Raw genomic sequence first — 21,067 nt, 5'->3', positions numbered from 1 at the left:
AACCTCGGCTTGCTAAAGGCTGGGGTTAGTTTTTGACACCTTATTTACACCTTATTTTAGATGCCATCGTCCAATCACGTCCTCAGTTCGGTGTACCCATTGGCCCAGCGGATGACCTTTTCTACATAAGCATGGTTGCGGCTGCCCCGCTGATAAGCAGTGGGCCCGAGGTTGTAGGCATGCAGCGCGGCGCACCAGGTGCCAAATCGTGCCTGTTGCTTTGCCAAGTACCGTGCCCCAGCCTCCACAGCATCGCGCAAACGGGCAGGGTGACGCCAGGGCACCGGATCTCCCAGCCAGCGGATAGGGGCAGTCAAGCCCACCTCGGTGAACACCATGGGCTTTACTTGTAGCGGCCCAATGGCCCACTGGTTCTGTACCGCTTTGCGGATGGCCTCATCCGTCCAGCCGATGGCTTCATATCGGTTGGAGGTTACAGTTGGGATAAAGGCGCTCTCGGCCTGCGCCAGGGCCACCAGCAAATCCAGTGGAATTTTGTTTTTGGTGGCCGATTCCACCAGGTATTCCGCCAGATACTTGGCGTAGGTTTTGCCCATGATGTCCGGCACAAACCCCATGGCGTTGGCGGTGTCGTTCACCTTGCCGTTGTAGTCCAGGATGGCCCGCCAGACCCGGTTTTGCAGCTCGGCGACAGTCTTGGCTGGCGCAGGCGGAAGACCGACCTGCGGGTAGCCGCACCCGGCCCCGGTGGTGGGGGTGGGGGCAGGTTTAGCCCCAGGTTGCAGGCCGGCGCTTCTGGGCCTGGCCACCAACGCCAGGCCCACCACACCGCATACCCAAGGGTTAGATAGAAGTTTTGCCCAGGCCATCCTCGAGCCCCCTCACTGTTCTTCTAAGTCCTTTTCGGTTTCGGTTGTACGTAGTAAATCCATTTTTGCCTACATACCACAAAAACCCATATAGATCGCTATAGCTCACCCGCCCCCCTCCTGCACTGGCCCCCCCGTGCAGCGTCCACCATTGGTTGGTGGTGGGCGGGTCTGTCGCCAGCTCCAGCGGCACCAGTGGCCGGGCCAGCGGGGCAATGCGCGCACGGGTACTGGCAGTCGGAATCATGTCCATTCAACCTTAAATCCCTCAATGGTCAGCTCGTGCAGGTTGTCTTTTTCAATTTCTTGTCCACCATCAAACTGAAAAAGCAGTCTAGTACGATATTGTGAAATACCAATCAGATCTGTAATGCCAAAGCACCTTATCGTTCCAACAATGTCGTTAGGTTGTGCCACATAGTTGTTTTGTTTTCGCATTTTTGAGTTGGCCACATAGCTTTGCCAGCTAGTTTCAAAATAGCCTAAGTTGGGTAAAATATATGGGCCACTTGGATCGTTATAATCTAAGCCATAAATATTGCTGCCGAAAACGATATTTTGACTGACTATGCCTATTGCCATTCTCGACAAGGCGTCAACTGGATTAAGATTGGTGTTTACGTTATTTCGGAACAAAATAAGATTCCCTGTACGCACACCCAAACCTGAAATGTTGATGCTTGCGGCTTGTGGAGCTGTAGGCCCTACCGTTACCCGCACTTTATATATGAGCCTTAGTTGTTGATCGTTATCCAAAGTCAGAGTAATGGGGTTGTTCGATCCATCCCTAAACAGTTCGCGGCTCATCAGATTGCCTCCAGCCGTCCCGCTGCCGCTCCATCCCCATTCGGTCAGGTTTAATCCTCCTACCTGTGCGGCAGTGAATTGCCGGTAGCGTGTGATTTCCCACACACCAGTGGATACTTCGGTTATTGTATCTGGGTTGCCGGTCACCCCAGCATTGGTACGAACCACTTCATTGATTAACCCAGTTTGGCTTGTGCTTGGGGCGGTGCTGCCGGTACCCACTACGGCATAACTGCTTTGCTCAAATATGCCCAAGGTGGCTATCAGCTCTTTGCTGTTGTCCAGTACGACATTATGGCAGGGCTGCTCGGCCTCCCGCACCACCCGGCCATTTGCCAGAATTTGCCAATGCATTTCTTGCGGTTGCAGGGCCAATTTAAAATTGGCAAAAGGTGGGATGCGCGGGCGTACAACGATTTTGGGCAAGATGATCTCAGACATAACTACCTACCTGTGGAGCATGCGCGGTGATGGTGGTCAGGTTATCGGGGGCACCTAAATCAACAACGGCTACCAGCAGACGATAATTGCCGGTGGTGGGAGCCTGGGTAGTAACGCTAGTTAGCTCATCCGTACCCACATCCCGCACCACCACCAGTGGGCGAAGGTTGCCGGTAGCGGGGGCTTGGGCGGTGATGGTGGTGAGGTTGTCGGTTCCCACATCCCGCACCACCACCAGTGGGCGAAGGTTGCCGGTAGCGGGGGCTTGGGCGGTGATGGTGGTCAAAAGTTCGGATGGCAGGAATATAGGATAAATATCAGATCGCACATTCAGGCCATCCCCCTCCGCCTGCCACTGGTAGCCCAGGGGGGCCACCAGGTCAAGGGTTTTGGGGCTGGTGTAGGCCTCAATATGGTGCTCAATAGCGTATAGCTGCCGCTGCACCCGCATTTTGAGCGACAGCCGATCCGGAGTCAGATACAGCAGTAGCACGTCGCTTTCGGGCACATAGTAGTTGGCCTCAGCGTCATTGATCAGCACGGGGTCAACCCCGGCGAAGGGGCCCTGGTAAACAAACTCGCCTGATAGAACGTCCCATTGCCGAATGTATATCTCGGCGTTGCGCTCGTAGGCCAGGACATGCCGGGCGCTCTGGTCGAAGGCTAAGGCCAGGTGCCGGCACTCACGGGTGGGGTGGGCGATAGGCGGGATGGGCACCTGCTCCCAGCCGGTGGGGGTTTCGCGGTAAAGCTCGGCCTGTTTGGTTTTCTTGTTCAGTATTGCGCCCCAGTTGCGGCCAAACAGCGTCAGGTAGCTGCCATCGCCGGTAACCCCCATCTGCTGGGGGCCAGCGGCTTTGGCTACCTCCGGGACGCGGTATCTGCTGCGTTTGTAGGATTGGGCGTTGGCGTTGATCATTGCGCGAAAATCTGCACCATAGTAGGCCCGCTGGTGTCGGCCTGCACATCTAGGGCCTCCAGGGCAAAGCTGATGTCTAGCGCCGCTCCTGCTACCAGGGTGTAGGGCCCAACCCGCTTGCCCTGGTTTTCAAAAAACAGATGTGCGGGGTTGTCGCCAATGTTGGCGATATGGCCCCTGGTGGCCAGCTTGCCCAGCCCGGCGGCAAGTTCCACCCGGCCACTGGGCACCTGCACAATAAAGGGCAGGTTGCGCGGGTCGTGGGCGGGCAGGTCGCGCACCGGCGAGCCAAACTCGTACTCAAGCATCCGCTGCACAGCGGCCAGCCGGTCGTCTATGCACTTCATCTGTGCCACGCTGGTTCGTAGCTCGTCCAGTGCGGCCAGAAGGTCATTGGGGTTTAGGTTTGCCAGGAAGTTGAACATGACGGGTTGACCTCTTTGGGCTTTTGCGGTGCTTCTAATTGCTTGCTCAACAGCCATCCCAGCAAGGCCAGGATGAGCAGGTACACGGTGGCCAGGCCCAGGGCCAGGCCTACCCCGTTGCGGTAGGACTCCCAGAAGGTGGGGGCGTTACTGCTGCTTTCCACCGGCGGCTACTCCCAGCACTGCACCCAGCACCGCCACCACACCCAGGGCTACCAGGGCAGCGGTCATGTAGCCAAGCCCAAACTTGAAGCCGTCCGAAAATTCCAGGTTTGCGCTCATCAGTTCAACCTCGCTTTCTGCTCCATATAGGCGCTGCGCATCCGGGTTAGGGCCGCTTCAATGGAAGCTTTTGCCACGCTCCGGTTTACGCCGGGCGCCATCTGCTCTACCAGTTCAACGGCCTGATGCATCTTTTCCTGGGCCCGCACCTCGGGCGGCAGGTCGGATTTCCGGAAGCGCTCCTCTACCGCCAGCACGGCCTGTTCGGCCATTTTGGGCAGGCGCTCAGACAGCCACTTTTCGTAGTTGCCGCCAATAATCCGGATGATGTTGGCTAGCACCGGGCCTAGAAGGGGTATTTTGCTGACCACAGCCACCAGCAACCCGGCCAGCAGGGAGATCACCCCCACGGCCAGGGCGGCCTGCACAGCCCAGACGATCCAGGTTTGGGTAGGAGGTATAAAGTCAGTCATGTTCATAGTGCCTCGTGACTCAAAAGTTGCACAGCCAGGGGAAGCGTTTGCAGGGGTCGCCCACGCTATAGCCAAAGGGGCTGGGTGCGTTGACCACATCAGAGTTTCCGGTTTGTGGTTCGGGTTGCGGCTGGGTGGTTGCAGATGGTGCAGGCTGGCTTTGCTTCATCAGCCAGTAACCGCCCAGGGCCAGGCCGCCCAGTAGCGCGATGGTGAGTACATCTTTCATGCAACCACGTCCGATGGGTAAATCGCGGCATTGCGTGGCCTGGCGATCCCACCTCGGCTTTTGCAATCGCATGGGGTGGGCGCATAGCTCCCGTCACTACATTGGGTTACTACCTGGGCGCACATCATCCCAGCATCCGCGATAGGCCCGTTAGGCAAGGGTGCCGGCGTGGGGGAGGGTGATGGTGCTGGGGCAAGCGCAGATTGCTTTTGCATCAAGGCGTACACTCCCACCCCTACCCCCACCAGCAGGGCCCCACCTAGCAGTAGTTTCATGTCCACAGCACACCTCCGGGGTCATCCGGGCGCTGGGATACCGTACCGGTGTCGCCGGTGTCCACCGGCGCAGGCCCGGTGTGGGTGTACTCCGTGCCGGTATTTTTGCTGGCCAGGGTGCCCAGCCAGAAGGCCAGCCCGGCGGCCAGCGCGATGATTAGGATCGTTTTTCCGTCCATTCGCTATTCTCCTTGCGAAACTGAAAGCCCTGGCGTGAAAGGTAGGCCTGCATATAGCCGATGGCCCGGTGCAGTTCCAGGCGAATCTGGCGCACCTCCTTGTGCATCTCCCCAATGATGACCAACAGCCGAAACGAAATCACCACCAGGGCCACTAAGCTCACCATGCCCATGCCTAGTTCAGCTATGGATTTCCAGGCGGCAACGTCCATCAATACACCCCCTTGGCGTTCAGGTCGCTGATTTTCTTTTGCACCTCAGCGATCTGGGCGTCAATGCTGGCGATTTTTTGCCGGGCCATCTGGTAGCGGGCGGCGACGGTTTGGGCCTGGGCCTGGCCCTGGCGGATAATTGCCATCAGGCTTTCCCAGCGGGGGCGGTTGTTCTCTCCTCTCAGTTCAATGGTGCGCTCGTACAGGCCCCCCACACCACTAACGGCAGCCTTGCACTGCCCTAGCACGGTCTGGTTGGTTTTTTGGCCGGTCAGCTCCCACCACTCATTCCATCCGCATACCGGGAAGCCGTTGCACCGGTAGGTAAACTCCGGGTCTTGTGCGTACCCTTCGCAGGCAGTGGCACCTGCCACTTCGGCCTGTTGTAGCTCTATTTCTGCGCTCAGGCGCTCGGATTGCAACCGGGCCAGGTCGGAGCGGTACGAACTCAAAAGTTGTAGCAGGGTGGCGTTTTGCTGCTCTTCGCTGGGCTGGGTGGTGTGGGTAGGGATGTTTGGGGCCTGCACCGTTCCGGGTGGGGCAGTGGGGGCCAGCTCGGATACTTTCTTTTCGGCTTCGGCTTTCTGGTTGGCCAGCACCAGGCCCACCCCCACCACGGCCACCCCGGCCACCCCCAGGGCGATAGCGGCGTTGCTCATGTGGCCCCCCTTTCGGCCAGGTAGAAGGCACCGGCCAGCAGGGCCACCCCGGCGATGGCCACCAGGGCCCCGCTAAAGGCGCGGGTTTTGGCGAAGGAATAGTACGCACGGGTGCGGTTGGTGTCCCCCTGCTGCTGAGCCAGAATGCGCTGCATCTCGGCCTCGATCTGGGCCAGGCGTTGTTTGGCCTCGAGGGTGGCGATTCCCAGCCGGATGTCGGCCTCGATACGCTCCTTCTCCACCCGTAGGGCCTCCCAGGCCACATCGGTCTGGCGGCGGCGGGCATCCCAGTTAAGCAGTCCACCGGCCAGGCCCAGAATTGCAGTTAGTGGCTCCACCGCTTACTCCTTCGCCAGCTTCACAATCAGCAACACGGCGGCTACCCCACCCACCCCCAGGGCTACCCAGACCCAGGGCTGGGGGGTGGTGGACACCCCCTGCTGTGTAGCGCGGGCTTCTTCGGCCAGGCGGCGTTCCCGTTCCATAGCAAGTTGATCTTGGGCCCGCTTCCAGGTGGGGTAGTCAATCCGCTCATAGATGCCATAAATCACATCGGCGGCACCGGCCAGGTCATTGATGAATGCTAGCCAGTCCGGCGTTTTCTGGCCGTCAGCAGCTAATGGCATGGCATCGTAGCTACCGGCCGCCACGTTGGTGTAGGGGCTGGCCAAAGCATTGTTTACGCCAAAGCTCATGGGGCCTCCTACAGGTTGTTGCGGGCGGCCAGCTCGGCCATCTTCACCAGGCGGCTCCGATCCATGATGTTCAGGCGGCGGCTTTCGGCGTAGATGTGCAGGTAGTGCCCGGCGCGGCTATTCCACACCATGGGTACGCTGGCGGTGTACACCTCCAGGCTGACGCGCATACCCGGCACCAGGTTGACTGCGTTGGGCCAGGCCCACATAGTTTCAAGGTTGCTTTGCTCTAGGGTGTGCAGCGCCGAGAAGCTGCCGTTAAAGGTGGTGGCGGCAGCGTCATCCACCCCGCCCAGCTCGCGGAGCACCCGGAAGCGGAACTGGCCATCCCCGTGGGTGTAGTAAATCTCCACCGCATCGGTGCCGGTCACGCCAGCAGGCTCTTCAAAGGTGATGGTGCCGGTGCCGTAGTTGATGGCCACCACCGGGCATTTTGTCCACACACCTCCCACGTTGGCCCATACTGCCACCTCGGGGTGGAACAGGCTGGGCAGGGTGGGCGCGGCCTGCTTGGTCTGCACCAGGTTGGGCACCACTACGTTGCGGTTGGTGGGGGCTCCGTAGTTGCTCCCGGCCCGGACGGCCAAGCCCTTCAAATACATGCGGATACGGCGCTCACCGGCCCGTACCTGCACCTGACGGTCTTCGGGCACCCGGAACTGGGCCAGGCTGAACCATTCATTGGCGCGGTAAGGGAGCCCAGCAGCGGTAAAGTCTTCCTCGTCCAGCCAGGCCGTAACCCAGGGGCTATCCGGCTGGGCTGCAACCTGGGCGGCTACCTGGGTGGGCTGGGGCGCAGCTACCGGCTGCGGGCGGCGGCCTTGCAGGGCCCCCAGGCCCCGGCTGATGTTGTCGCGCAGTTGCTCAAAGAGGCCCATCATTCCCCCTTACACGTTGGAGTTATCCACCCCGGCGGGCAGCTCGAGGCGGGTACCCGGTTGGCTTAGGTTTACCGTAGCGGTAGACTCCACATAGATTTCCAGCAGCTCTTCCTGGCGAAACTTGATGCCGTTGATCTGAACACCCACCCGCAGAGGGGCCAAAGTTTGCAAAATGTTTTGGTAGTATTTGGCGTCACGCTGCTGGCTTTCGGTCAGGTCGTAGTAGGCCGCATATTGAATTTTGGCGATGAACTCGGGGTGGTCATCCGGGCGGCTGCGCTTGGCGATGATCAGGTCGGAGTCGGGCGGAATCTGGTTGCCAGCGTTGTCATAAAGTTTGGCGATTAGCGGCAATGGATTAGGCAGCACCCACGTTGCCCCACGCGGCACGGTGAAAATACCGATTTTGACGCGCTGGCGGCCGGTGTACGCGGCAAACTCCGGGCTGGTAAACAGCACAGTGATGGGACGGGCGGAAGGGTTGATCTGCTTGATACGCTCAAAGGCTTCTTGCATGGTTGCTCCTTAGTCAATCTGAAGAATGGTCATCACTAGGTTGGCGAACGAACCGGCGGCTACGCCCAGGCCGATGTAGTCGGCGGTGGCGTCTTCGATCAGGTTGTTATTGATAAGCACGGTGCCCAGCACCACACCCGCCAGGTTGAAGAGAATGCGGTTGGTGTAGGCGTTCTTGTGCTCCTTGCCCACAATGGGCTTACCGTCTTTTCCTACCTCCCAGTACACCACCCGGCCATCCTTGCGGTCGGCCCAGCCAAAGATGTCGCGGCGCTGGGTGTATGCGGTTTTCCTGGCCCAGTAGGCGCCCAGCACCCCCAGACTGGTGTTCACCACAATGGGGTTTTGCACCACCTGGAGCGGGTTGCTGGCAGTAGCCAGTTTCCGCATATCGTTGGCTTGCGTGTTTTCTGCCATATGCCTCCTAGCTCACAGGCTGGGAGGGAGTACAGCAAAAATCAAGGCTAGGGCAGACGGCTAATCCAGACGGCTAATCCAGACGCATAAACGCCGAGCCTGCCGGGGTGCGCAGCACCAGGCCGGAAAAATCGCGGTCAAGGTCTTTGATGCCATATTCGGGCGGCAAACCGTTTTCAGGGCGTGCCAGGGTGCGCACCCGCTCGCCCAGCTCGGGGAACATATCCCCGACAGCCTGCACCTCTCTGGGTTCCGATACCCGGAAGGTGATCAGGTGGCTGGCCTGGCGTCGCACCACCGGCTCAATCCCACCTGTGGCCCCTTGCAACATTTGGGTGATGAATATCGAATTATGGCCGTACTCCCGGCCACCGGTCAACACCTCGAACAAACCTTTGGGGGTCTGCCCACGTGGAAAGAAGTGGTGCGCCTCGTCCACCACCAGCAGCACATCCCGCAGGCGCATGATGGCCTGGCCCAGACTGTCCAGGAACGGCCGGGGGTCGTAGCCGGTCACGTGGAAGATCACCCGGCTGTGCTTTTTTAGCGCGGCCCAGGGGTCGCCTTCCTCCCCTACCGTGTAGCGGCCCTGGGCCAGCTCGGCGAACTCGCGCTTGCGGTTGACAATCACCAGGTGCCGGTATCGGCCCTGCATCCGCTGAATGATGGAGCGGGCCAGGGTGGACTTGCCCGAACCCGACTTGCCCACGATGAGGATGCGGAAGGTTTGTCTACCGGCCACGCTCAAACTCCGGAATGGCTACAACCGGGACTTTTTCTTTTTTGGCAGCTTGATATAGGATTTTGTCCAAAGTAAAAAACCGCAGCTTCCGGAAAGTTTGCATAGCTAAGGTGGCGGCCAGGTGTACGGCATCTGCTCCTTTGAGGGGGTGCTTTTGGCATAGGTCAAAAGCTTTTTGACAAACCGTTTTCGAAACTGGAAGTACTAGCCAGTTTTCCAAGTTATCTAGCAAGAAAGATTGTATTTTTTTTCTATCAAGCTTACTCAGGTTTTTGTTTCGAACCATGGCTCCTGTTGCACCAGCTATCTCAGGCACAACCAGATTACAAATTCCAATGTATTTGGCTTCTTGGTAAAGCGATAAAGCCAAGTGACTGAAGCGTTCTTGAGTGTGTATTTGGATTAGCGCACCTGTATCGAAGACAACAAGCTCAACGTCGTTGTTCTTTGACATACTCAAGCGAGCCTTTTTTGCCTTTCAGTTTGACTTGCGGGGGCAGGGGCCTTTTTTGTGGGTTAGCAGGTTCAACGACAACAAAATCATTTGCCCAAGAATTTGGGTTAGGGCCAATGGTTTTTGATTTGGGCGTTTTGAGGGCTGAACGCTTCATACTCCCAGCCTATCACATCTGGTATTGCTGCCACAGCTCCCACCCCGCCCAGGCGGCCAGGGCAAAGGCGACCACGGCCTGGGCGGTCTCGCACTTGGGGCAGCCCTGCCCCTCGCGCAGATTTTTCAAGCGGCCCAGGCCCAGGTATAGCCCACCAGCCAGCACCCCCCACGGTAGCAGTTCACGCGACGTTGGCATTTCTTCCCCCCCAGCGTTCCGGGCGTTTTTTTGAAGGCGGCCAGGTGCAGAACAACAGTAATGTGGAGTGCCAATCTTGATGCCTTAGAAGTGTCACCTCAGGTTGAGCACCGGGCAGTCGTCGAGCTGCACGGCGGTGGCCGGGCCAGGGGTGCGGATACGGTACTCACCGGCGCTACCGGCTTCCACCGTAGAGGCGGTGATGTTGCCCTGGTTGGTGTAAATCAAAATGCGTTCAGCCGAGCCGGTAATGGTCAGCCTGATCTCGTTGGCTCCCTGGGCCACTTGGGTGATCTGGCCCGGGCAGTTGGCAGGGGCGGGGGTGGTGGTTGCTGCGGGTGTTGGGGTGGGTATCTGTGTCACCAGCGGCTCTTCAGGCTGGGGCCGGGTGAAGAGGAAGGCAAAATATCCGATTAGCACGGCCAGCAGCATCAGGCGGAGGGGGTTGAGTTTTTTATCGTCCATGTTTCTTTTTTAGGGTAGCAAATTTTTGAGGCGACCCCTGTTTGGGACAAAAGTCCATATAACCCATAGCATCCTGGGTGCATGGAAAGGCTTCAACGAATACCCCGCCTGTTCGACCGCCTTGACCGCAGAATAACGCGCTTTTTGGCCCGCAACAGCCTGGGCATGCTGCGGGTGAGCCTGGGGGTGGTTTTTCTTTGGTTCGGCCTGCTGAAATTTTTTCCAGGGCTCAGCCCGGCCCAGGACCTTGCAAGCCGCACCATCGAGGTGCTCTCTTTCGGGCTGATCCCACCTGCCTGGGGGCTTCTGATACTGGCTGCATGGGAAAGCCTGATCGGTCTTGGATTGATTTTTGCGCGCCCACACAGCCTTGCGATGCGGGCTACCTTGCTGCTAATGGCTGTGCAGATGGTCGGCACGCTCTTGCCGGTATTCTTCTTTCCGGCAGAGGTATTTACCCGTTTTCCTTATGCGCCCACTTTAGAGGGGCAGTACATCATCAAAAACCTGGTGCTGGTGGCGGCGGGCATGGTGGTTGGTGCGACGGTGCGTGGGGGGTATCTGGAACCAGAGCCTGCCGGGCCGTAGGTGTTTTTCACCGCGGCTTGGTTTTCCGGGTAGGCTCAGCATTCCAGGGGTCTTCGGGCCAGGGGTGCTTGCTGTAACGTCCCCGCAACTCCTTGCGGATCTCGGGGTAGGTGTGGTTCCAGAAGCTCTTGAGATCCTGGGTCACCTGGATGGGCCGCCCGGCGGGAGAGAGCAGATGCAGCAAAACCGGGGTGCGGCCCTCGTTGACGGTGGGGGTATCGGCCAGGCCGAATAGCTCCTGTAGCTTGACGGCCAGCACCGGTGGGCTGCCGTCGGGGTGGTAGGTGAGCTTGATTTTGGAGCCGCTGGGCACCTCGAGCCTCGTAGGAGCCAGGGCCTCCAGGCGGGCTGGGAGCGGCCAGGGTAAAAGCCCGCCCAGCAGGCTTTGGAGCTCGAGCCGGCCAAAGTCTTCGCGGCGCGAGACCCCGTCCAGCCAGGGGGCCAGCCAGTCCTCGAGGGTCTCCAGCAGGTGGGCATCGGAGACATCGGGCCAGCCTTCCTGGGGCCGCCAACTGCGCAGGCTCAGTACGCGGGCCTGCCACTGGCGCAGGGCTTCCGTCCAGGGTAGAAGCCCCAAACCCTCGCTGCGAACTGCCCGGCACAGCACCCCGCGGCGCTTGGCGGGCTCGAGGTGCTCTAAGGGCTCTTTGGCCAGCACCACCTCCCCAATCCGCAGCTCGCGCTGGGCCAGCAGAACCCCGTTGCGGGCGTCCCAGGCGATATGCTCCACAGGGCGGGCCAGGGGGGCCAGGCGTTCGGGCTCGACCGGCGCGGCCAGAAAGATGCGCCCTTCCTCCTGGCCGGCGTCCAGATGAGCCACCGCCAGCCAGGGGGTGCCGGCTATGGGGTCGTCCTCGCCCAGCCGCACCCCGCGCCCCCCCGAGAGCCGGTAGCGCAGGCGGTCGCCTTCGCGCAGTTGGGCCAGGCGGTCGGGGTAGGCCTGGGCCACCAGCAGGCCCAGCGTGTATGGGTCGGGGGGGCGGTTGTCGGTTGTCACCCCCAGCCGTTTGCGCCACTCCTGGCTGAGGCGCTCCACCCTGGACAGCACGCCGGTCTCGGCGCCGTGCAAAGCCTGCCGGGTCTGGCGCCAGTGCCGCAGGGCTTCTATGCGCAGGCCCAGGTCGGCCCCGGTTTCACGGGGCAGGGGGTCGCGCTCCTCCAGCAGCGCCGCCAGGTCGGCGGCGAGGGCGCCCTGCCCCAAAGCCAGGCCTTCCAGCAGCAAATGGGCCAGCCGGGGGTGGGTGGGCCACTCGAGCAGGGCCTTGCCCCGCTCGGTCAGGGTGGGGCCTTCCAGCGCCCCCAGGGCCTCCAGCAGATCGCGGGCCTGCCGGAGGGCCCCGGCGGGGGGCGGTGTGACCCAGTCCAGGGCGTAGGGTTCCTGCACCCCCCAGCGGGCCAGCTCGAGCACCAGCGAGGCCAGGTCGGCTTCCAGAATCTCCGGTCGGCGCTGGGGCAGTAGCTGTGCATCGGTGGCCGGGCTCCACAAGCGGTAGCAGACCCCCGGCCCCAGGCGTCCGGCCCGCCCGGCCCGCTGCTGGGCGGCGTCGCGGGTGACCCGCACGGTAACCAGGCGGGTGAGGCCGCTTCGGGCCTCAAAGCGGGGCAGCCTCGAGTACCCCGCGTCCACCACCACCCGGATGCCCTCGATGGTCAGGCTGGTCTCGGCAATGGAGGTTGCCAGCACCACCTTGCGGCGCGCCGGGTCGGGCAGGATGGCGGCCTGCTGGGCAGCCAGCGGCAGGTCGCCGTAGAGCGGGGTGATTTTTATCTCGGGGTGGCGCCCGGCCAGCAGCCGCTCCACCCGGGCAATCTCTGCCACCCCCGGTAAAAAGACCAGCACATCGCCCGCCTGCTCGGCCAACGCCCGCGAGACCGCACCGGCCACCACCCCTGGCAGGGGGCCCTCGGGGTCCTTGGGCAGGTAGCGGATCTCTACCGGGTACTGCCGCCCTTCCGCCGTCAGGACAGGGGCTTGCAAAAACGTGCCCAGCCCCTCTGCGTCCAGGGTGGCCGACATCAGCAGAAGGCGCAGGTCTGGGCGCAGGGCCTGCTGCACCTCGCGGCATAGCACCAGGCCCAGATCGGCCTGGAGGCTGCGCTCGTGGAACTCGTCGAAGAGGATCAGCCCCACCCCTTCCAGGCCGGGGTCTTGTTGTAGCCGGCGGGTCAGGATGCCCTCGGTGAGCACCTCGATACGGGTGGCGGATCCCACCCGCCGCTCGAAGCGCACCTGGTAGCCCACGGTCTGGCCCACCGGCTCCCCCAGCAGGTCAGCCATGCGGGCCGCCACGTTGCGGGCGGCCAGGCGGCGGGGCTGTAGCATCCAGATCTTCTGGCCCTCGAGCCAGGGCTCTTTGAGCAGTTCCAGCGGCAGCAGCGTGCTCTTGCCTGCCCCGGGCGGGGCTTGCAGGATGGCCGTGCGGTGCGTGTCCAGGGCTTTTCGCAAGGCGGGCAGAACGGTATAGATGGGCAGACTGGCGTCCTTCATGGCCCCAACTTCCCTTGGTATTTTTACACAGGCACCCCCTTACAAGGCTGCTACCCTGGGTACAAGATGCTTGGATTGATTTGGTTTCTATTCGCGGTATTTGCGGCTTTTATGGCTGCTCAACTGGTACGACAGCCCCGGTTCTGGCGCACCGATTCGCCCGCTGTGGGCGAGGTGATCTCGGTCTGGCTGATTCTGACCCTGGTGATGGCCGGTAGCCTGGTGGGGCTGGGGGAGCTGCTGGGGCAGTTCTGGCCCCAGAGCCCCACCTGGTTGAGTGCACGCTGAACGGGTGGGGTTTCCGGCGCATACCGCGTGAGTCCGAACCTGGGACGATATTTTTAGACTACTGGGTCTAAGAAACGCTCGAGGTCATTTTAGTGTCGAATTTCGACATGGCTACTGGCTTTTCTCCGCTATTTTTGATGGGTATGAGCAGAACCGAAGAATACTTGCCCTGGGCCCAGATGTTCGTCCAGACCCGGCGGGTGGTAGCGGTGCGCATAGACGAATACGGCGAGTACCTGGCCCTGAGCGAGACCGGCTCGAGCTACTTCATCGAGCGGCTAGAGCAGGCCCAGGCCCTGCTACAGGTGTTGCAGGCGGCCGAGCGGCGCATCGAAAAGGTTTGATACGGGTTTGGGCATGGGGGGCCTCTGACCGGGGGCTCCCCACACCCTTGTGGTTTGCTCCTAGCAAGCGTATGGGAAAATCGTAGGGGGCTGGGATGAACGGCATGGAGATACTTGCCTACCTGGTGCTGGGCCTGACCTACCTGGGCCTGGGCCTGGGCTACTGGCCCGGCTACCGCATGAACCGGGCGGCCATCGCCCTCACCGGGGCCGCTTTTCTGATTGTGATGGGCGTGCTCGATTTCGAGCAGGCCTGGCGGGCCCTGGAGCCCCATACCCTGGGGTTTTTGTTTGGGGTGATGGTGCTGAATACCCACCTGGCCTATGCCGGGTTTTTCCAGCTTACACTCAACGGGCTGGTGCACCTGGCCCGCTCGCCGCTGGGGCTCTTGGTCTGGCTCACGTTTGGCACCGGCCTGCTGTCGGCGCTGTTCCTCAACGACACCATCGCCATCCTCTTTACCCCGCTGGTGCTGGCCCTCACCCGCACCCTGGGGCTGCCGCCCGTACCCTACCTGCTGGCCCTGGCCGGGGCCACCAACCTGGGCAGCGTGGCCACCCTGACCGGCAACCCCCAGAACATCGTGGTGGGGAGCCTGTCCAAGATTACCTACCTGGACTTTGCCGCGGCCCTGACCCCGGTGGCCCTGGTGGGCCTGGCGGTGCAGGTGGGGCTTTTGTACGCGCTGTATCCGGCGGTGCGCTCGAGGGCCCCCCTGCCGCCTTTGCCGCCCTTGCGCTTCCGCTTCAACCGGGCGCTTTTGTTCAAAGGGGTCTGGATTACCCTGGCCCTGCTGGCCGCCTTTGTGCTGGGCTACCCGCTGGCCCAGGCCGCCCTGATTGCCGCAGGGCTGTTGCTGTGGAGCCGTCGCATCCGCTCGGAGCGCTTTTTTATGCGGGTGGACTGGGAGCTTTTGGTGATGTTCTCAGGGCTTTTCATGGTCACGGCGGCGGTGCGGGAGCTGGGCATCCTTGCCCTGCTGGAGCCCCTGGCCGCCACCGCCCCTGGCCTGGCGGGGGTAACGGTGCTGCTCTCCAACCTCATCTCCAACGTGCCGGCGGTGCTGCTGCTGTACCCCTTGATTCCGGCTGGGGATACCCAGGGCTGGCTGCTGCTGGCGGCGGCCTCCACCCTGGCGGGCAACCTGACCCTGTTGGGCTCGGTGGCCAACCTGATTGTGGCCGAGGCGGCCCGGCGCGAGGGCTACCGCCTGGGCTTTGGGGAGCACCTGCGCTTTGGCCTGCCGCTCACGCTGGTAACGCTGCTAATGGCCTATGCCTGGATTTACCGTTAATGCCAAGTTTGTGTATGGATGACCCAAAAGGTTTAGAAAGTGACCCTCGCACGCGCCAGGTGGCGCGGCAAGTGAGTGGCGCTTCACCCGCTACTCACGCGCAGATTTTATATCAACTCGAGCCCCGCTTAGAGGCGGTCGCCCAGGAAATAAGCGCCCCAACCCACGCCGACATCGGGGCCGATCACGCCCTGCTGCCGCGCTACCTGCTCCTTAAGGGGCGGGTGCAGCGGGTAATTGTGGTGGAGAAGCACAAGAGGCCCTGGGAGAACTCGAGGCGGGCTTTGGAGGGCCTCAGCGCGGAGGTGCGGCTGGGCGACGGGCTGGGGCCTTTGGAGCCGGGCGAGGCCGACTCACTAAGCCTGTGCGGGATGGGGGCCCGGTTGATGGTTCGGATCCTCTCGGCCCACCCCCAGCGGCTCCCACCCCGGCTGGTGCTCCAGCCCAACGACAGCGCCCTGCCCCTGCGCCGCTGGGCGCTGGAAGCTGGTTACGCTCTGGTCAACGAACAGATGGTGCAGGGCTTCTGGCGCTACAGCATCCTTACCCTGGTGCGGGGGCCCTGCACGGCCTACCGAGGGCTGCCGCTCGAGGCCGCCCTGCGCTATGGGCCGCTGCTGCTCAAGGCCCGGCATCCGTTGCTATGGGCTGAACTACAGGAAAAGCAGCGGCACCTGGCCAGCCTGCCCCCGGTAAAGCAGGTGCAGCAGGAGCGGGCTTTCCTCGAGCAAGCCCTGGCGCTTTGGGAGCAGCGCCCTTAGTGCGGCAGGTGGCGCTGCACCAGGCCATACACATAGGTGCCCAGCAGCGCTCCTAGCAGAATTACCAGGGCCCCGGCATAGCCGCTGCCTAACAGCGCGTAGATGGGGCCGGGGCAGGCCCCCACCAGCCCCCAGCCCAGCCCAAACACCACCCCACCCAGCAGGTTGCGGTAGCGCCCCGGATCTGCGGGCTGCACCTGCAGGGGCTGGCCGTCCCGCGACTTCAGTCCCAGCTTCCGCAGGAGCCAAAGCGAGAGGGCCGCGGTGGCCACCGCGCTGCCAATCACCCCGTACATGTGAAACGACTCGAAGCGGAACATCTCGTAGATGCGGTACCACGAGGCGATCTCGCTCCGGATGGCCACAACACCAAAAAAAGCCCCGGCCAGCAGGTAGGGCCCATATGCCAGCAGGCCTGCCGCGCCGGGGGTGCGGGCTTTGTTTTGCAGCTCGAACTCGTCACGAACCGGGAGTGCCATGCTTCACCTCAAGAGGCCCAGGGCCCAGGGCAGGATGAAGTGGGCCGCGACCAGGCCGCCAGCAAAAAAGCCCAGGGTGGCCAGCAGCGAGGGCAGTTGCAACGCGGCCAGACCGGTAATGGAGTGGCCCGAAGTGCACCCCGCCGCCCAGCGGGCCCCAAAGCCAATCAAAAAGCCGCCCAGGAGCAAAAACAAGAAGACCGCAGGCTGCCCAATGGCCTGCCAGGAGAACAATTCTTTGGGCAGAAAGCCTGAATCTGCCGAGACCCCCATCTGCTGAAGTGCCCCCACGGTCTGGGGATTAAGCTGCACCGGGTTGGGGTTGGCCAGGAGCACCCCCGCCACCAACCCCCCCAGCGCGATGCCCAGCACGAAGACCAGGTTCCAGCTTTCGGCCCGCCAGTCGTACCGGAAGAAGGGCAGCCGGCTGCCCAGCGCCGCGCACACGTGCCGCAGCGAGGAGGAGATGCCAAAGCGCCGGTTGCCGATGAGGAGCAGCAGGGGCACGGTCAGGCCAATCAAGGGGCCGGCCACGTACCAGGGCCAGGGTTGTGTGAGCCAGTCCATAGGTCTCTATCATGAAATAAAAGCTGATAAAGATTGTAAACTAATCCGCAAAAGCATGAATGGCCAAGGGCGGCAGGATGGGTTCCACAGCCCTCAGCCGGATGCGTTAGCATTAGACCCATGAAGCTCGATCATGTTGCCCTTGCGGTACACGATGTCGAAGCTGGAATAGAGCACTTCGCCACCCTGGGCTTCACCCTGCGTCGGCGCGGAAAGCACTATGCCAACGGGATGCCTACAGCTTTCGTTACCAACCCGGCCACCGGCGTAGATTTGGAGCTGATTCAGGTTGCGGGCCAGCCTGCGCCCTCGCTGCTGCACCTGGCCTTTGTGGTAGACGATATCCAGGCCACTTGTTCGGCGCTGCTGGCCCAAGGCTACCGCTACGAAACCGAGCCCTTCTTCAACGAAGCAGCCCGTACCCACATGGCTTTTTTGCGCCATCCGGCGGGGTTCATCGCCCAGATCAACCAGCCTAGCACGTGAACTTTTAGACAGGAGCATGCCCAGGCCTCCAGCGGGCAGTTCTTTGGCAAGCACTACCTGGTGTGCGGTCAAACCAAACTCCTTCCCATCACGGTTCCCACAATATGGGAATTACTGGGAAGGAGTTGGGCGTAGCGGTTTCAGATTCTACAGTTGAACAAAGCCACCTGACCCCGTACGATCAAACGCCCAAGCTGCCCGATTTCCCAGGTGTAGGTGTTGTTGGAATAAACCAACCCGGGGCTGGTGCGAACCAGGGGCAAGGTTTGGAAAGCGCCATCGTAGAACAGGCGCACCTGGTTGTTGCCGATGTAGTTCACCACCACTGTACCGCCCTGGCAGGTATAGGTGAAGGAGCCAGAGGGTGGGCGCACCGGTTGAACGGGTTGGACAGGTTGCACAGGCTGTACTGGTTGGACGGGTTGTGGGGGTGGAGCGATGCTGACTAGATTGACTGAAACTCGAGAAGTACGGCCTGCCTGAATGGTGACATTGGTGCGGAAGGGACTGAAGCCGCTTCGACGCAACTCCACCGTGTAGTTGCCGGGGTTGAGGGTGATGTTAAGGGGGGTATTGCCCACCACCCGGCCGTTGATCAGCACCTGCGCGCCCCTGGGGTTGCTGTCTACTGCCAGAACACCGGTGGGCGGCGGTGTGGCAATCAGTGGAAGGTTGAGCTGCGTAACCTGGCCAGCTTGGATGGTGAAGGGCGTACGCAGGGTATTGTAGCCGCTGCGGCGCAGCTCGAGGTTGTAGTTGCCCGGCTGTAACTCGATGGACAGGGGTGTATTCCCTACCACGCTCCCATTGATCAGCACCTGGGCCCCGCTGGGGATGCTGCTGACGGAAAGGGTGCCGGTGGTGGGTGGCGGTGGTAAGAGCTGTCCGGCAATGTAATAGGCTTCGTCGGTTACCCAGTCGTTGGTGGGGATGGGGGTGACCACGATCGAGAGGGCCCTGGCTAGGTTGCTCTCGCCCTGGATGAGGGCTTCGCCGGTTTGGATGTTGATGATTTCCGAGACATTCAAGGGGCGGCGGCTGGCGACTGCCAGTACCCGATCCTGACCTGCTGGGGCATCCACAGTAAAGGTATAGCGGGCTCCGGGGCCGGGGAAGGTACGTACCTCGCCTGCCCGTAGCAGGGTTTGCTGCTCAAAAGCGTTGGGCAGAATTCCGCTAATCTCGCCGGTAGCCCTCACGCTAAAGAGATACACATAGGCTTGCTGCGTGACCTGCACCGAGATCTGGATGTTCTCGCCAAACTGATAGACCGGATTACCGGTTTTGTTGGGGTCTTTATCCACCCAGACCCGCACCTGTAGGTCTTGCGGGGGGGTGGGATTCACAATAATGCTTTGGGGACGCAAAGGCTGTGCTAAGGCCGAAGAAAGCAAAGCCAGGCCCAATATACCGATGATTTTTTTCATACCGCCTCCGCTCATGTGATTTTTTACAGGGCGCAGTTGCTCAGCACCACCTGGCCCCGCACCGTTAGGGTGCCACGGCTGCCCGTCCACTCCCAGGTGTAGGCCCCGCCGCTAAACAGCAAAGTGGGGCTGCGACGCACCACGCCTAGGTTCTGGAAGGCCCCATCGTAGAACAGCCGCAGATTGTTGCTGTCTAGGTAGTTCACCACCAGCGTACCCCCGCTGCACCGGTAGGTGTAGCTGCCAGCGTTGGGGGTAACGATGCTGGGCTGCACGGGGGTGACCGGCGTTACCGGTTGTACTGGCTGGACGGGGCGCTGGGGCTCGTCTTCCACCAGCAAAATGCACGATGAAAGGGCCAAAGCCAACAAAAGAAGCAAAAGAGCGCGAAGCATAAGATTCAAAAGTCCTTTCTAGGGGCAGTTGGAGTAGACCTCGTAGACATAGGAGCCGGAGTACTGGCTACCACTGATGGTCGTAACCGTGACCGTGACCGTAGTTTCACCAGTGTTGGAGGGAGGAGGCGTGATGGGGGTGATGACGATGGACTGCTGGCTGACGCCGGCGGGCAGGCTCTGCGGTACTAGACCTTGGCCAAAATTCACGATGCCAACAAAAACCAGGTCGTTGCCATCACGGGTCAGTTCGGTGATGGGGCGATTGAGGGTGAGGGTATCTCCAGATGCCAAACCCACATACCTCTCTTGGATGCTGGATATTACCGAAGAGTCTGGTGCACGGAATTTGTAACGCATCTGGGTGGTTTTGTTGGTACAGAAGACGTACCGAAGATCGGTGTTGCGCTGCCAGTTGCTGTCAAAACGGAAGTTAGATACCGGTAAATCGACAACAATAATGCAGCTAGAAAGAGCCAAAGCGAGGCTTCCAAGCAGGGTAAGCAAGGCAATTCTTCTCATACCTCGAGCATACTACAGGGCTCGGATAGGGCATAGGGGTTTTATTGTGTCTTAAGCGAAGTTAAGCAAGGCTGCACTGGTATTTTCTTTCTCAAAAACGGAAACCCGCGCTTATGGCCAGTGTGGGGATGATGTAGAGCAGGCTCTGATTGGCATTGATGTCGGTGCTGGCGAAGAAGAGGCCGCCCTCGAGGCCGAGTTCCAATGGCCCGGTTACAAAGCGGTAGCCCCCCGTCAGTGAGAGGGTACCGAACAGGGTGCCCACCCTGGTGGCGTTGTCGGCTACGATGGCCCCGCCACCGCGAAATGCCCCAAAAAACCCATCGCGGTCTGGGCCCGCGTACAGTGCAGCCCCTGCCTGCAAGCTGCCGCCCGTTACACTACCGCCCAACCATACGCCACCCCCCACCATATAGGCCACGCTGCCACGTGGATAGACCACCGTGAAAGGGTCGAGCCACTCGACCTCGGCCCCAATGGTTCCGTAGCCAGCGGCCAAGCCCAGCCCACTCACAGCGCGAATGCTGACAAAGCTGCCAAACTGGGCCAGTGCCGGGGTAAGGGTAAAGATGCTCAGAATGACCAAGAGGCTCAGGAAGCGATTCATCAACTCCATGTTACCCAGACGGCTGAGGCAGGTCTTCCTGGATTCAGAAAAGCTCAAGGCAAAAGGTCGGCCCTTGGCCGACTTTGAGAAATAGAACGGTTCAGGCCAGCAGGATGGGACGCTCGAGATAATAAGCGATGCGCTCCAAGAGCTTTCCGGCTTGATCGGCTTGCATATTGCCCGAAAGCGAGAGCAAAGCATGGCCGCCGCTGGTTCGGCCCAGGGTCAGGGTGGAGAGGCCGGGGAAGATGACCTGATCGAAGGCGCTGTCCACCAGCGAGAGCACCACCAGCCCCTCGGCGGGGTCGGAGGCCATATTCAGCGAGTCTAGCGCGCCGCGCAATGAATGGGCTGGAGCAACCCGCAAACTTTGGAGTTGGTCACCCTCGAGGCGGCCCTTGGTGGGGCGTAAAGGGGTCTGGGTGTCCGACAGGGCTTTGTCTACGGCCCGGTATAGCAAGGGGTACACGCCCACCTCCATCCGCCAGGCTTCGCTCAGGGTCTGGGCGGCATCTTGCACCGGGCCAATTTCGACCAGGCGCTGCCAGGCCTGTACCCGCAGCATTTGGGCGCTGGGGGTGGTTTCCGCGGCAGGGGGTGTGACTGGTTCGGTGGCAGCGGGGG

Annotated in this window: 35 protein-coding genes and 1 pseudogene; 6 read left to right on the top strand and 30 right to left on the bottom strand. The window is 61.2% G+C overall.

Translation table 11 applies throughout. The annotated features are described in order from the left end of the window. Positions 1-74: 74 nt before the first annotated feature. The 22 genes from WKI89_RS15615 to WKI89_RS15510 all read right to left on the bottom strand — a co-directional run bounded on the left by WKI89_RS15615 (position 75) and on the right by WKI89_RS15510 (position 10,196). Positions 75-830 carry a lytic transglycosylase domain-containing protein gene (locus WKI89_RS15615; protein ID WP_337871174.1) on the bottom strand — a complete coding sequence of 252 codons (756 nt, stop codon included), beginning with the start codon at positions 828-830 and terminating at the stop codon, positions 75-77. Continuing rightward, entirely contained in the window at positions 805-1,083 is a 279-nt protein-coding gene (locus WKI89_RS15610; protein WP_337871172.1) for a hypothetical protein, read from the bottom strand. The genes WKI89_RS15615 and WKI89_RS15610 overlap by 26 nt, the downstream gene beginning before the upstream one ends. After that, positions 1,074-2,078: a hypothetical protein gene (locus tag WKI89_RS15605; RefSeq protein ID WP_337871170.1), complete on the bottom strand. Its 1,005-nt coding sequence runs from the start codon at positions 2,076-2,078 to the stop codon at positions 1,074-1,076. The genes WKI89_RS15610 and WKI89_RS15605 overlap by 10 nt, the downstream gene beginning before the upstream one ends. Next, entirely contained in the window at positions 2,071-2,997 is a 927-nt protein-coding gene (locus tag WKI89_RS15600; RefSeq protein ID WP_337871169.1) for a hypothetical protein, read from the bottom strand. The genes WKI89_RS15605 and WKI89_RS15600 overlap by 8 nt, the downstream gene beginning before the upstream one ends. Further along, positions 2,994-3,422 carry a hypothetical protein gene (locus WKI89_RS15595; protein ID WP_337871167.1) on the bottom strand — a complete coding sequence of 143 codons (429 nt, stop codon included), beginning with the start codon at positions 3,420-3,422 and terminating at the stop codon, positions 2,994-2,996. The genes WKI89_RS15600 and WKI89_RS15595 overlap by 4 nt, the downstream gene beginning before the upstream one ends. Further along, a complete protein-coding gene (locus tag WKI89_RS15590; protein WP_337871165.1) occupies positions 3,398-3,586 on the bottom strand; it encodes a hypothetical protein in 189 nt (62 codons plus the stop codon). Before WKI89_RS15590 ends, WKI89_RS15595 begins: the two co-directional genes overlap by 25 nt. After that, entirely contained in the window at positions 3,570-3,704 is a 135-nt protein-coding gene (locus tag WKI89_RS15585) for a hypothetical protein (protein ID WP_337871163.1), read from the bottom strand. The genes WKI89_RS15590 and WKI89_RS15585 overlap by 17 nt, the downstream gene beginning before the upstream one ends. Beyond that, complete coding sequence (locus WKI89_RS15580) at positions 3,704-4,123, bottom strand: hypothetical protein (RefSeq protein WP_337871161.1); 420 nt, start codon at positions 4,121-4,123, stop codon at positions 3,704-3,706. The genes WKI89_RS15585 and WKI89_RS15580 overlap by 1 nt, the downstream gene beginning before the upstream one ends. Positions 4,124-4,136: 13 nt before the next feature. Further along, on the bottom strand, positions 4,137-4,346 hold the full coding sequence (locus WKI89_RS15575) for a hypothetical protein (protein ID WP_337871159.1): 210 nt from the start codon (positions 4,344-4,346) through the stop codon (positions 4,137-4,139). Between the two features lie 271 nt (positions 4,347-4,617). Beyond that, positions 4,618-4,800: a hypothetical protein gene (locus WKI89_RS15570; RefSeq protein WP_337871157.1), complete on the bottom strand. Its 183-nt coding sequence runs from the start codon at positions 4,798-4,800 to the stop codon at positions 4,618-4,620. After that, positions 4,779-5,012, bottom strand: a complete 234-nt coding sequence (locus WKI89_RS15565) for a hypothetical protein (protein ID WP_337871156.1) — start codon at positions 5,010-5,012, stop codon at positions 4,779-4,781. Before WKI89_RS15565 ends, WKI89_RS15570 begins: the two co-directional genes overlap by 22 nt. Further along, complete coding sequence (locus tag WKI89_RS15560) at positions 5,012-5,671, bottom strand: hypothetical protein (protein WP_337871154.1); 660 nt, start codon at positions 5,669-5,671, stop codon at positions 5,012-5,014. Before WKI89_RS15560 ends, WKI89_RS15565 begins: the two co-directional genes overlap by 1 nt. Continuing rightward, positions 5,668-6,009: a hypothetical protein gene (locus WKI89_RS15555; protein WP_337871153.1), complete on the bottom strand. Its 342-nt coding sequence runs from the start codon at positions 6,007-6,009 to the stop codon at positions 5,668-5,670. The genes WKI89_RS15560 and WKI89_RS15555 overlap by 4 nt, the downstream gene beginning before the upstream one ends. 3 nt (positions 6,010-6,012) lie before the next feature. Next, positions 6,013-6,366 carry a hypothetical protein gene (locus WKI89_RS15550; RefSeq protein ID WP_337871151.1) on the bottom strand — a complete coding sequence of 118 codons (354 nt, stop codon included), beginning with the start codon at positions 6,364-6,366 and terminating at the stop codon, positions 6,013-6,015. Between the two features lie 8 nt (positions 6,367-6,374). Then, positions 6,375-7,247, bottom strand: a complete 873-nt coding sequence (locus WKI89_RS15545; protein WP_337871150.1) for a hypothetical protein — start codon at positions 7,245-7,247, stop codon at positions 6,375-6,377. Between the two features lie 6 nt (positions 7,248-7,253). Then, positions 7,254-7,763, bottom strand: coding sequence for a hypothetical protein (locus WKI89_RS15540; protein ID WP_337871148.1), 510 nt, complete (start codon positions 7,761-7,763; stop codon positions 7,254-7,256). Positions 7,764-7,772: 9 nt separating this feature from the next. Next, on the bottom strand, positions 7,773-8,180 hold the full coding sequence (locus tag WKI89_RS15535) for a hypothetical protein (RefSeq protein WP_337871147.1): 408 nt from the start codon (positions 8,178-8,180) through the stop codon (positions 7,773-7,775). A 73-nt stretch (positions 8,181-8,253) separates the two neighbouring features. Beyond that, on the bottom strand, positions 8,254-8,922 hold the full coding sequence (locus WKI89_RS15530) for an AAA family ATPase (protein ID WP_337871146.1): 669 nt from the start codon (positions 8,920-8,922) through the stop codon (positions 8,254-8,256). Further along, a complete protein-coding gene (locus WKI89_RS15525) occupies positions 8,912-9,376 on the bottom strand; it encodes a type II toxin-antitoxin system VapC family toxin (protein WP_337871144.1) in 465 nt (154 codons plus the stop codon). Before WKI89_RS15525 ends, WKI89_RS15530 begins: the two co-directional genes overlap by 11 nt. After that, positions 9,354-9,533, bottom strand: a complete 180-nt coding sequence (locus tag WKI89_RS15520; RefSeq protein ID WP_337871142.1) for a hypothetical protein — start codon at positions 9,531-9,533, stop codon at positions 9,354-9,356. Before WKI89_RS15520 ends, WKI89_RS15525 begins: the two co-directional genes overlap by 23 nt. Positions 9,534-9,545: 12 nt before the next feature. After that, positions 9,546-9,731, bottom strand: a complete 186-nt coding sequence (locus WKI89_RS15515; protein WP_337871141.1) for a hypothetical protein — start codon at positions 9,729-9,731, stop codon at positions 9,546-9,548. 93 nt (positions 9,732-9,824) lie between these two features. Continuing rightward, positions 9,825-10,196, bottom strand: coding sequence for a hypothetical protein (locus WKI89_RS15510; protein WP_337871139.1), 372 nt, complete (start codon positions 10,194-10,196; stop codon positions 9,825-9,827). A gap of 81 nt (positions 10,197-10,277) precedes the next feature. Between WKI89_RS15510 and WKI89_RS15505 the strand changes: the two genes are divergently transcribed. Beyond that, positions 10,278-10,784: a hypothetical protein gene (locus WKI89_RS15505; RefSeq protein WP_337871138.1), complete on the top strand. Its 507-nt coding sequence runs from the start codon at positions 10,278-10,280 to the stop codon at positions 10,782-10,784. A gap of 7 nt (positions 10,785-10,791) precedes the next feature. Here WKI89_RS15505 and hrpB read toward each other — a convergent pair whose 3' ends face one another. After that, positions 10,792-13,272, bottom strand: coding sequence for an ATP-dependent helicase HrpB (gene hrpB / locus WKI89_RS15500; protein WP_337871136.1), 2,481 nt, complete (start codon positions 13,270-13,272; stop codon positions 10,792-10,794). Between the two features lie 66 nt (positions 13,273-13,338). Between hrpB and WKI89_RS15495 the strand changes: the two genes are divergently transcribed. The 4 genes from WKI89_RS15495 (at position 13,339) to WKI89_RS15480 (ending at position 15,960) form a co-directional block, all read left to right on the top strand. Then, positions 13,339-13,560 (top strand): hypothetical protein, encoded by a 222-nt coding sequence (locus tag WKI89_RS15495; protein ID WP_337871134.1) that lies wholly within the window; start codon positions 13,339-13,341, stop codon positions 13,558-13,560. A 143-nt stretch (positions 13,561-13,703) separates the two neighbouring features. Then, positions 13,704-13,904, top strand: coding sequence for a hypothetical protein (locus WKI89_RS15490; protein ID WP_337871132.1), 201 nt, complete (start codon positions 13,704-13,706; stop codon positions 13,902-13,904). A 104-nt stretch (positions 13,905-14,008) separates the two neighbouring features. After that, a complete protein-coding gene (locus WKI89_RS15485; RefSeq protein ID WP_337871130.1) occupies positions 14,009-15,199 on the top strand; it encodes an anion transporter in 1,191 nt (396 codons plus the stop codon). A 71-nt stretch (positions 15,200-15,270) separates the two neighbouring features. Beyond that, a complete protein-coding gene (locus WKI89_RS15480; RefSeq protein WP_337871128.1) occupies positions 15,271-15,960 on the top strand; it encodes a class I SAM-dependent methyltransferase in 690 nt (229 codons plus the stop codon). Here the strand turns inward: WKI89_RS15480 and WKI89_RS15475 are convergent. After that, positions 15,957-16,439 (bottom strand): DUF6691 family protein, encoded by a 483-nt coding sequence (locus WKI89_RS15475; RefSeq protein WP_337871126.1) that lies wholly within the window; start codon positions 16,437-16,439, stop codon positions 15,957-15,959. The two genes, WKI89_RS15480 and WKI89_RS15475, sit on opposite strands and share 4 nt — an antisense overlap. Positions 16,440-16,442: 3 nt before the next feature. Further along, positions 16,443-17,006 carry a YeeE/YedE thiosulfate transporter family protein gene (locus WKI89_RS15470; protein ID WP_337871123.1) on the bottom strand — a complete coding sequence of 188 codons (564 nt, stop codon included), beginning with the start codon at positions 17,004-17,006 and terminating at the stop codon, positions 16,443-16,445. A gap of 120 nt (positions 17,007-17,126) precedes the next feature. Between WKI89_RS15470 and WKI89_RS15465 the strand changes: the two genes are divergently transcribed. Continuing rightward, on the top strand, positions 17,127-17,492 hold the full coding sequence (locus WKI89_RS15465) for a VOC family protein (RefSeq protein ID WP_337871121.1): 366 nt from the start codon (positions 17,127-17,129) through the stop codon (positions 17,490-17,492). Positions 17,493-17,632: 140 nt separating this feature from the next. On the opposite strand, the gene WKI89_RS15460 is transcribed toward WKI89_RS15465, so the two are convergent. From WKI89_RS15460 to WKI89_RS15440, 5 genes and pseudogenes are all read right to left on the bottom strand, one after another. Then, on the bottom strand, positions 17,633-18,919 hold the full coding sequence (locus tag WKI89_RS15460) for a PEGA domain-containing protein (RefSeq protein ID WP_337871120.1): 1,287 nt from the start codon (positions 18,917-18,919) through the stop codon (positions 17,633-17,635). 23 nt (positions 18,920-18,942) lie between these two features. Beyond that, positions 18,943-19,314 (bottom strand): hypothetical protein, encoded by a 372-nt coding sequence (locus WKI89_RS15455; protein WP_337871118.1) that lies wholly within the window; start codon positions 19,312-19,314, stop codon positions 18,943-18,945. A gap of 18 nt (positions 19,315-19,332) precedes the next feature. After that, the gene (locus tag WKI89_RS15450) at positions 19,333-19,614 is read right to left on the bottom strand and encodes a hypothetical protein (RefSeq protein ID WP_337871116.1); all 282 of its coding nucleotides are present in this window, start codon (positions 19,612-19,614) and stop codon (positions 19,333-19,335) included. 313 nt (positions 19,615-19,927) lie between these two features. After that, a complete protein-coding gene (locus WKI89_RS15445; protein ID WP_337871114.1) occupies positions 19,928-20,443 on the bottom strand; it encodes a hypothetical protein in 516 nt (171 codons plus the stop codon). A 100-nt stretch (positions 20,444-20,543) separates the two neighbouring features. Further along, positions 20,544-21,067: pseudogene (locus WKI89_RS15440) on the bottom strand (hypothetical protein); the annotation flags it as partial.

The sequence above is a fragment of the Meiothermus sp. genome (assembly GCF_037443965.1).
Classification (GTDB): Bacteria; Deinococcota; Deinococci; order Deinococcales; family Thermaceae; genus Meiothermus.
This window is presented reverse-complemented; position numbering and strand designations above follow the sequence as displayed.

Coding starts and splice junctions, on each gene's coding strand:
- WKI89_RS15605 (WP_337871170.1), bottom strand. CDS start 2,078: ATGTCTGAGATCATCTTGCCCAAAATCGTTGTACGCCCGCGCATCCCA.
- WKI89_RS15585 (WP_337871163.1), bottom strand. CDS start 3,704: ATGAGCGCAAACCTGGAATTTTCGGACGGCTTCAAGTTTGGGCTTGGC.
- WKI89_RS15495 (WP_337871134.1), top strand. CDS start 13,339: ATGCTTGGATTGATTTGGTTTCTATTCGCGGTATTTGCGGCTTTTATG.
- hrpB (WP_337871136.1), bottom strand. CDS start 13,272: ATGAAGGACGCCAGTCTGCCCATCTATACCGTTCTGCCCGCCTTGCGA.
- WKI89_RS15505 (WP_337871138.1), top strand. CDS start 10,278: ATGGAAAGGCTTCAACGAATACCCCGCCTGTTCGACCGCCTTGACCGC.
- WKI89_RS15610 (WP_337871172.1), bottom strand. CDS start 1,083: ATGGACATGATTCCGACTGCCAGTACCCGTGCGCGCATTGCCCCGCTG.
- WKI89_RS15490 (WP_337871132.1), top strand. CDS start 13,704: ATGAGCAGAACCGAAGAATACTTGCCCTGGGCCCAGATGTTCGTCCAG.
- WKI89_RS15510 (WP_337871139.1), bottom strand. CDS start 10,196: ATGGACGATAAAAAACTCAACCCCCTCCGCCTGATGCTGCTGGCCGTG.
- WKI89_RS15455 (WP_337871118.1), bottom strand. CDS start 19,314: ATGCTTCGCGCTCTTTTGCTTCTTTTGTTGGCTTTGGCCCTTTCATCG.
- WKI89_RS15550 (WP_337871151.1), bottom strand. CDS start 6,366: ATGAGCTTTGGCGTAAACAATGCTTTGGCCAGCCCCTACACCAACGTG.
- WKI89_RS15515 (WP_337871141.1), bottom strand. CDS start 9,731: ATGCCAACGTCGCGTGAACTGCTACCGTGGGGGGTGCTGGCTGGTGGG.
- WKI89_RS15475 (WP_337871126.1), bottom strand. CDS start 16,439: ATGGCACTCCCGGTTCGTGACGAGTTCGAGCTGCAAAACAAAGCCCGC.
- WKI89_RS15535 (WP_337871147.1), bottom strand. CDS start 8,180: ATGGCAGAAAACACGCAAGCCAACGATATGCGGAAACTGGCTACTGCC.
- WKI89_RS15470 (WP_337871123.1), bottom strand. CDS start 17,006: ATGGACTGGCTCACACAACCCTGGCCCTGGTACGTGGCCGGCCCCTTG.
- WKI89_RS15560 (WP_337871154.1), bottom strand. CDS start 5,671: ATGAGCAACGCCGCTATCGCCCTGGGGGTGGCCGGGGTGGCCGTGGTG.
- WKI89_RS15540 (WP_337871148.1), bottom strand. CDS start 7,763: ATGCAAGAAGCCTTTGAGCGTATCAAGCAGATCAACCCTTCCGCCCGT.
- WKI89_RS15525 (WP_337871144.1), bottom strand. CDS start 9,376: ATGTCAAAGAACAACGACGTTGAGCTTGTTGTCTTCGATACAGGTGCG.
- WKI89_RS15460 (WP_337871120.1), bottom strand. CDS start 18,919: ATGAAAAAAATCATCGGTATATTGGGCCTGGCTTTGCTTTCTTCGGCC.
- WKI89_RS15545 (WP_337871150.1), bottom strand. CDS start 7,247: ATGATGGGCCTCTTTGAGCAACTGCGCGACAACATCAGCCGGGGCCTG.
- WKI89_RS15575 (WP_337871159.1), bottom strand. CDS start 4,346: ATGAAAGATGTACTCACCATCGCGCTACTGGGCGGCCTGGCCCTGGGC.
- WKI89_RS15580 (WP_337871161.1), bottom strand. CDS start 4,123: ATGAACATGACTGACTTTATACCTCCTACCCAAACCTGGATCGTCTGG.
- WKI89_RS15445 (WP_337871114.1), bottom strand. CDS start 20,443: ATGAATCGCTTCCTGAGCCTCTTGGTCATTCTGAGCATCTTTACCCTT.
- WKI89_RS15485 (WP_337871130.1), top strand. CDS start 14,009: ATGGAGATACTTGCCTACCTGGTGCTGGGCCTGACCTACCTGGGCCTG.
- WKI89_RS15520 (WP_337871142.1), bottom strand. CDS start 9,533: ATGAAGCGTTCAGCCCTCAAAACGCCCAAATCAAAAACCATTGGCCCT.
- WKI89_RS15600 (WP_337871169.1), bottom strand. CDS start 2,997: ATGATCAACGCCAACGCCCAATCCTACAAACGCAGCAGATACCGCGTC.
- WKI89_RS15615 (WP_337871174.1), bottom strand. CDS start 830: ATGGCCTGGGCAAAACTTCTATCTAACCCTTGGGTATGCGGTGTGGTG.
- WKI89_RS15465 (WP_337871121.1), top strand. CDS start 17,127: ATGAAGCTCGATCATGTTGCCCTTGCGGTACACGATGTCGAAGCTGGA.
- WKI89_RS15595 (WP_337871167.1), bottom strand. CDS start 3,422: ATGTTCAACTTCCTGGCAAACCTAAACCCCAATGACCTTCTGGCCGCA.
- WKI89_RS15570 (WP_337871157.1), bottom strand. CDS start 4,800: ATGGACGGAAAAACGATCCTAATCATCGCGCTGGCCGCCGGGCTGGCC.
- WKI89_RS15565 (WP_337871156.1), bottom strand. CDS start 5,012: ATGGACGTTGCCGCCTGGAAATCCATAGCTGAACTAGGCATGGGCATG.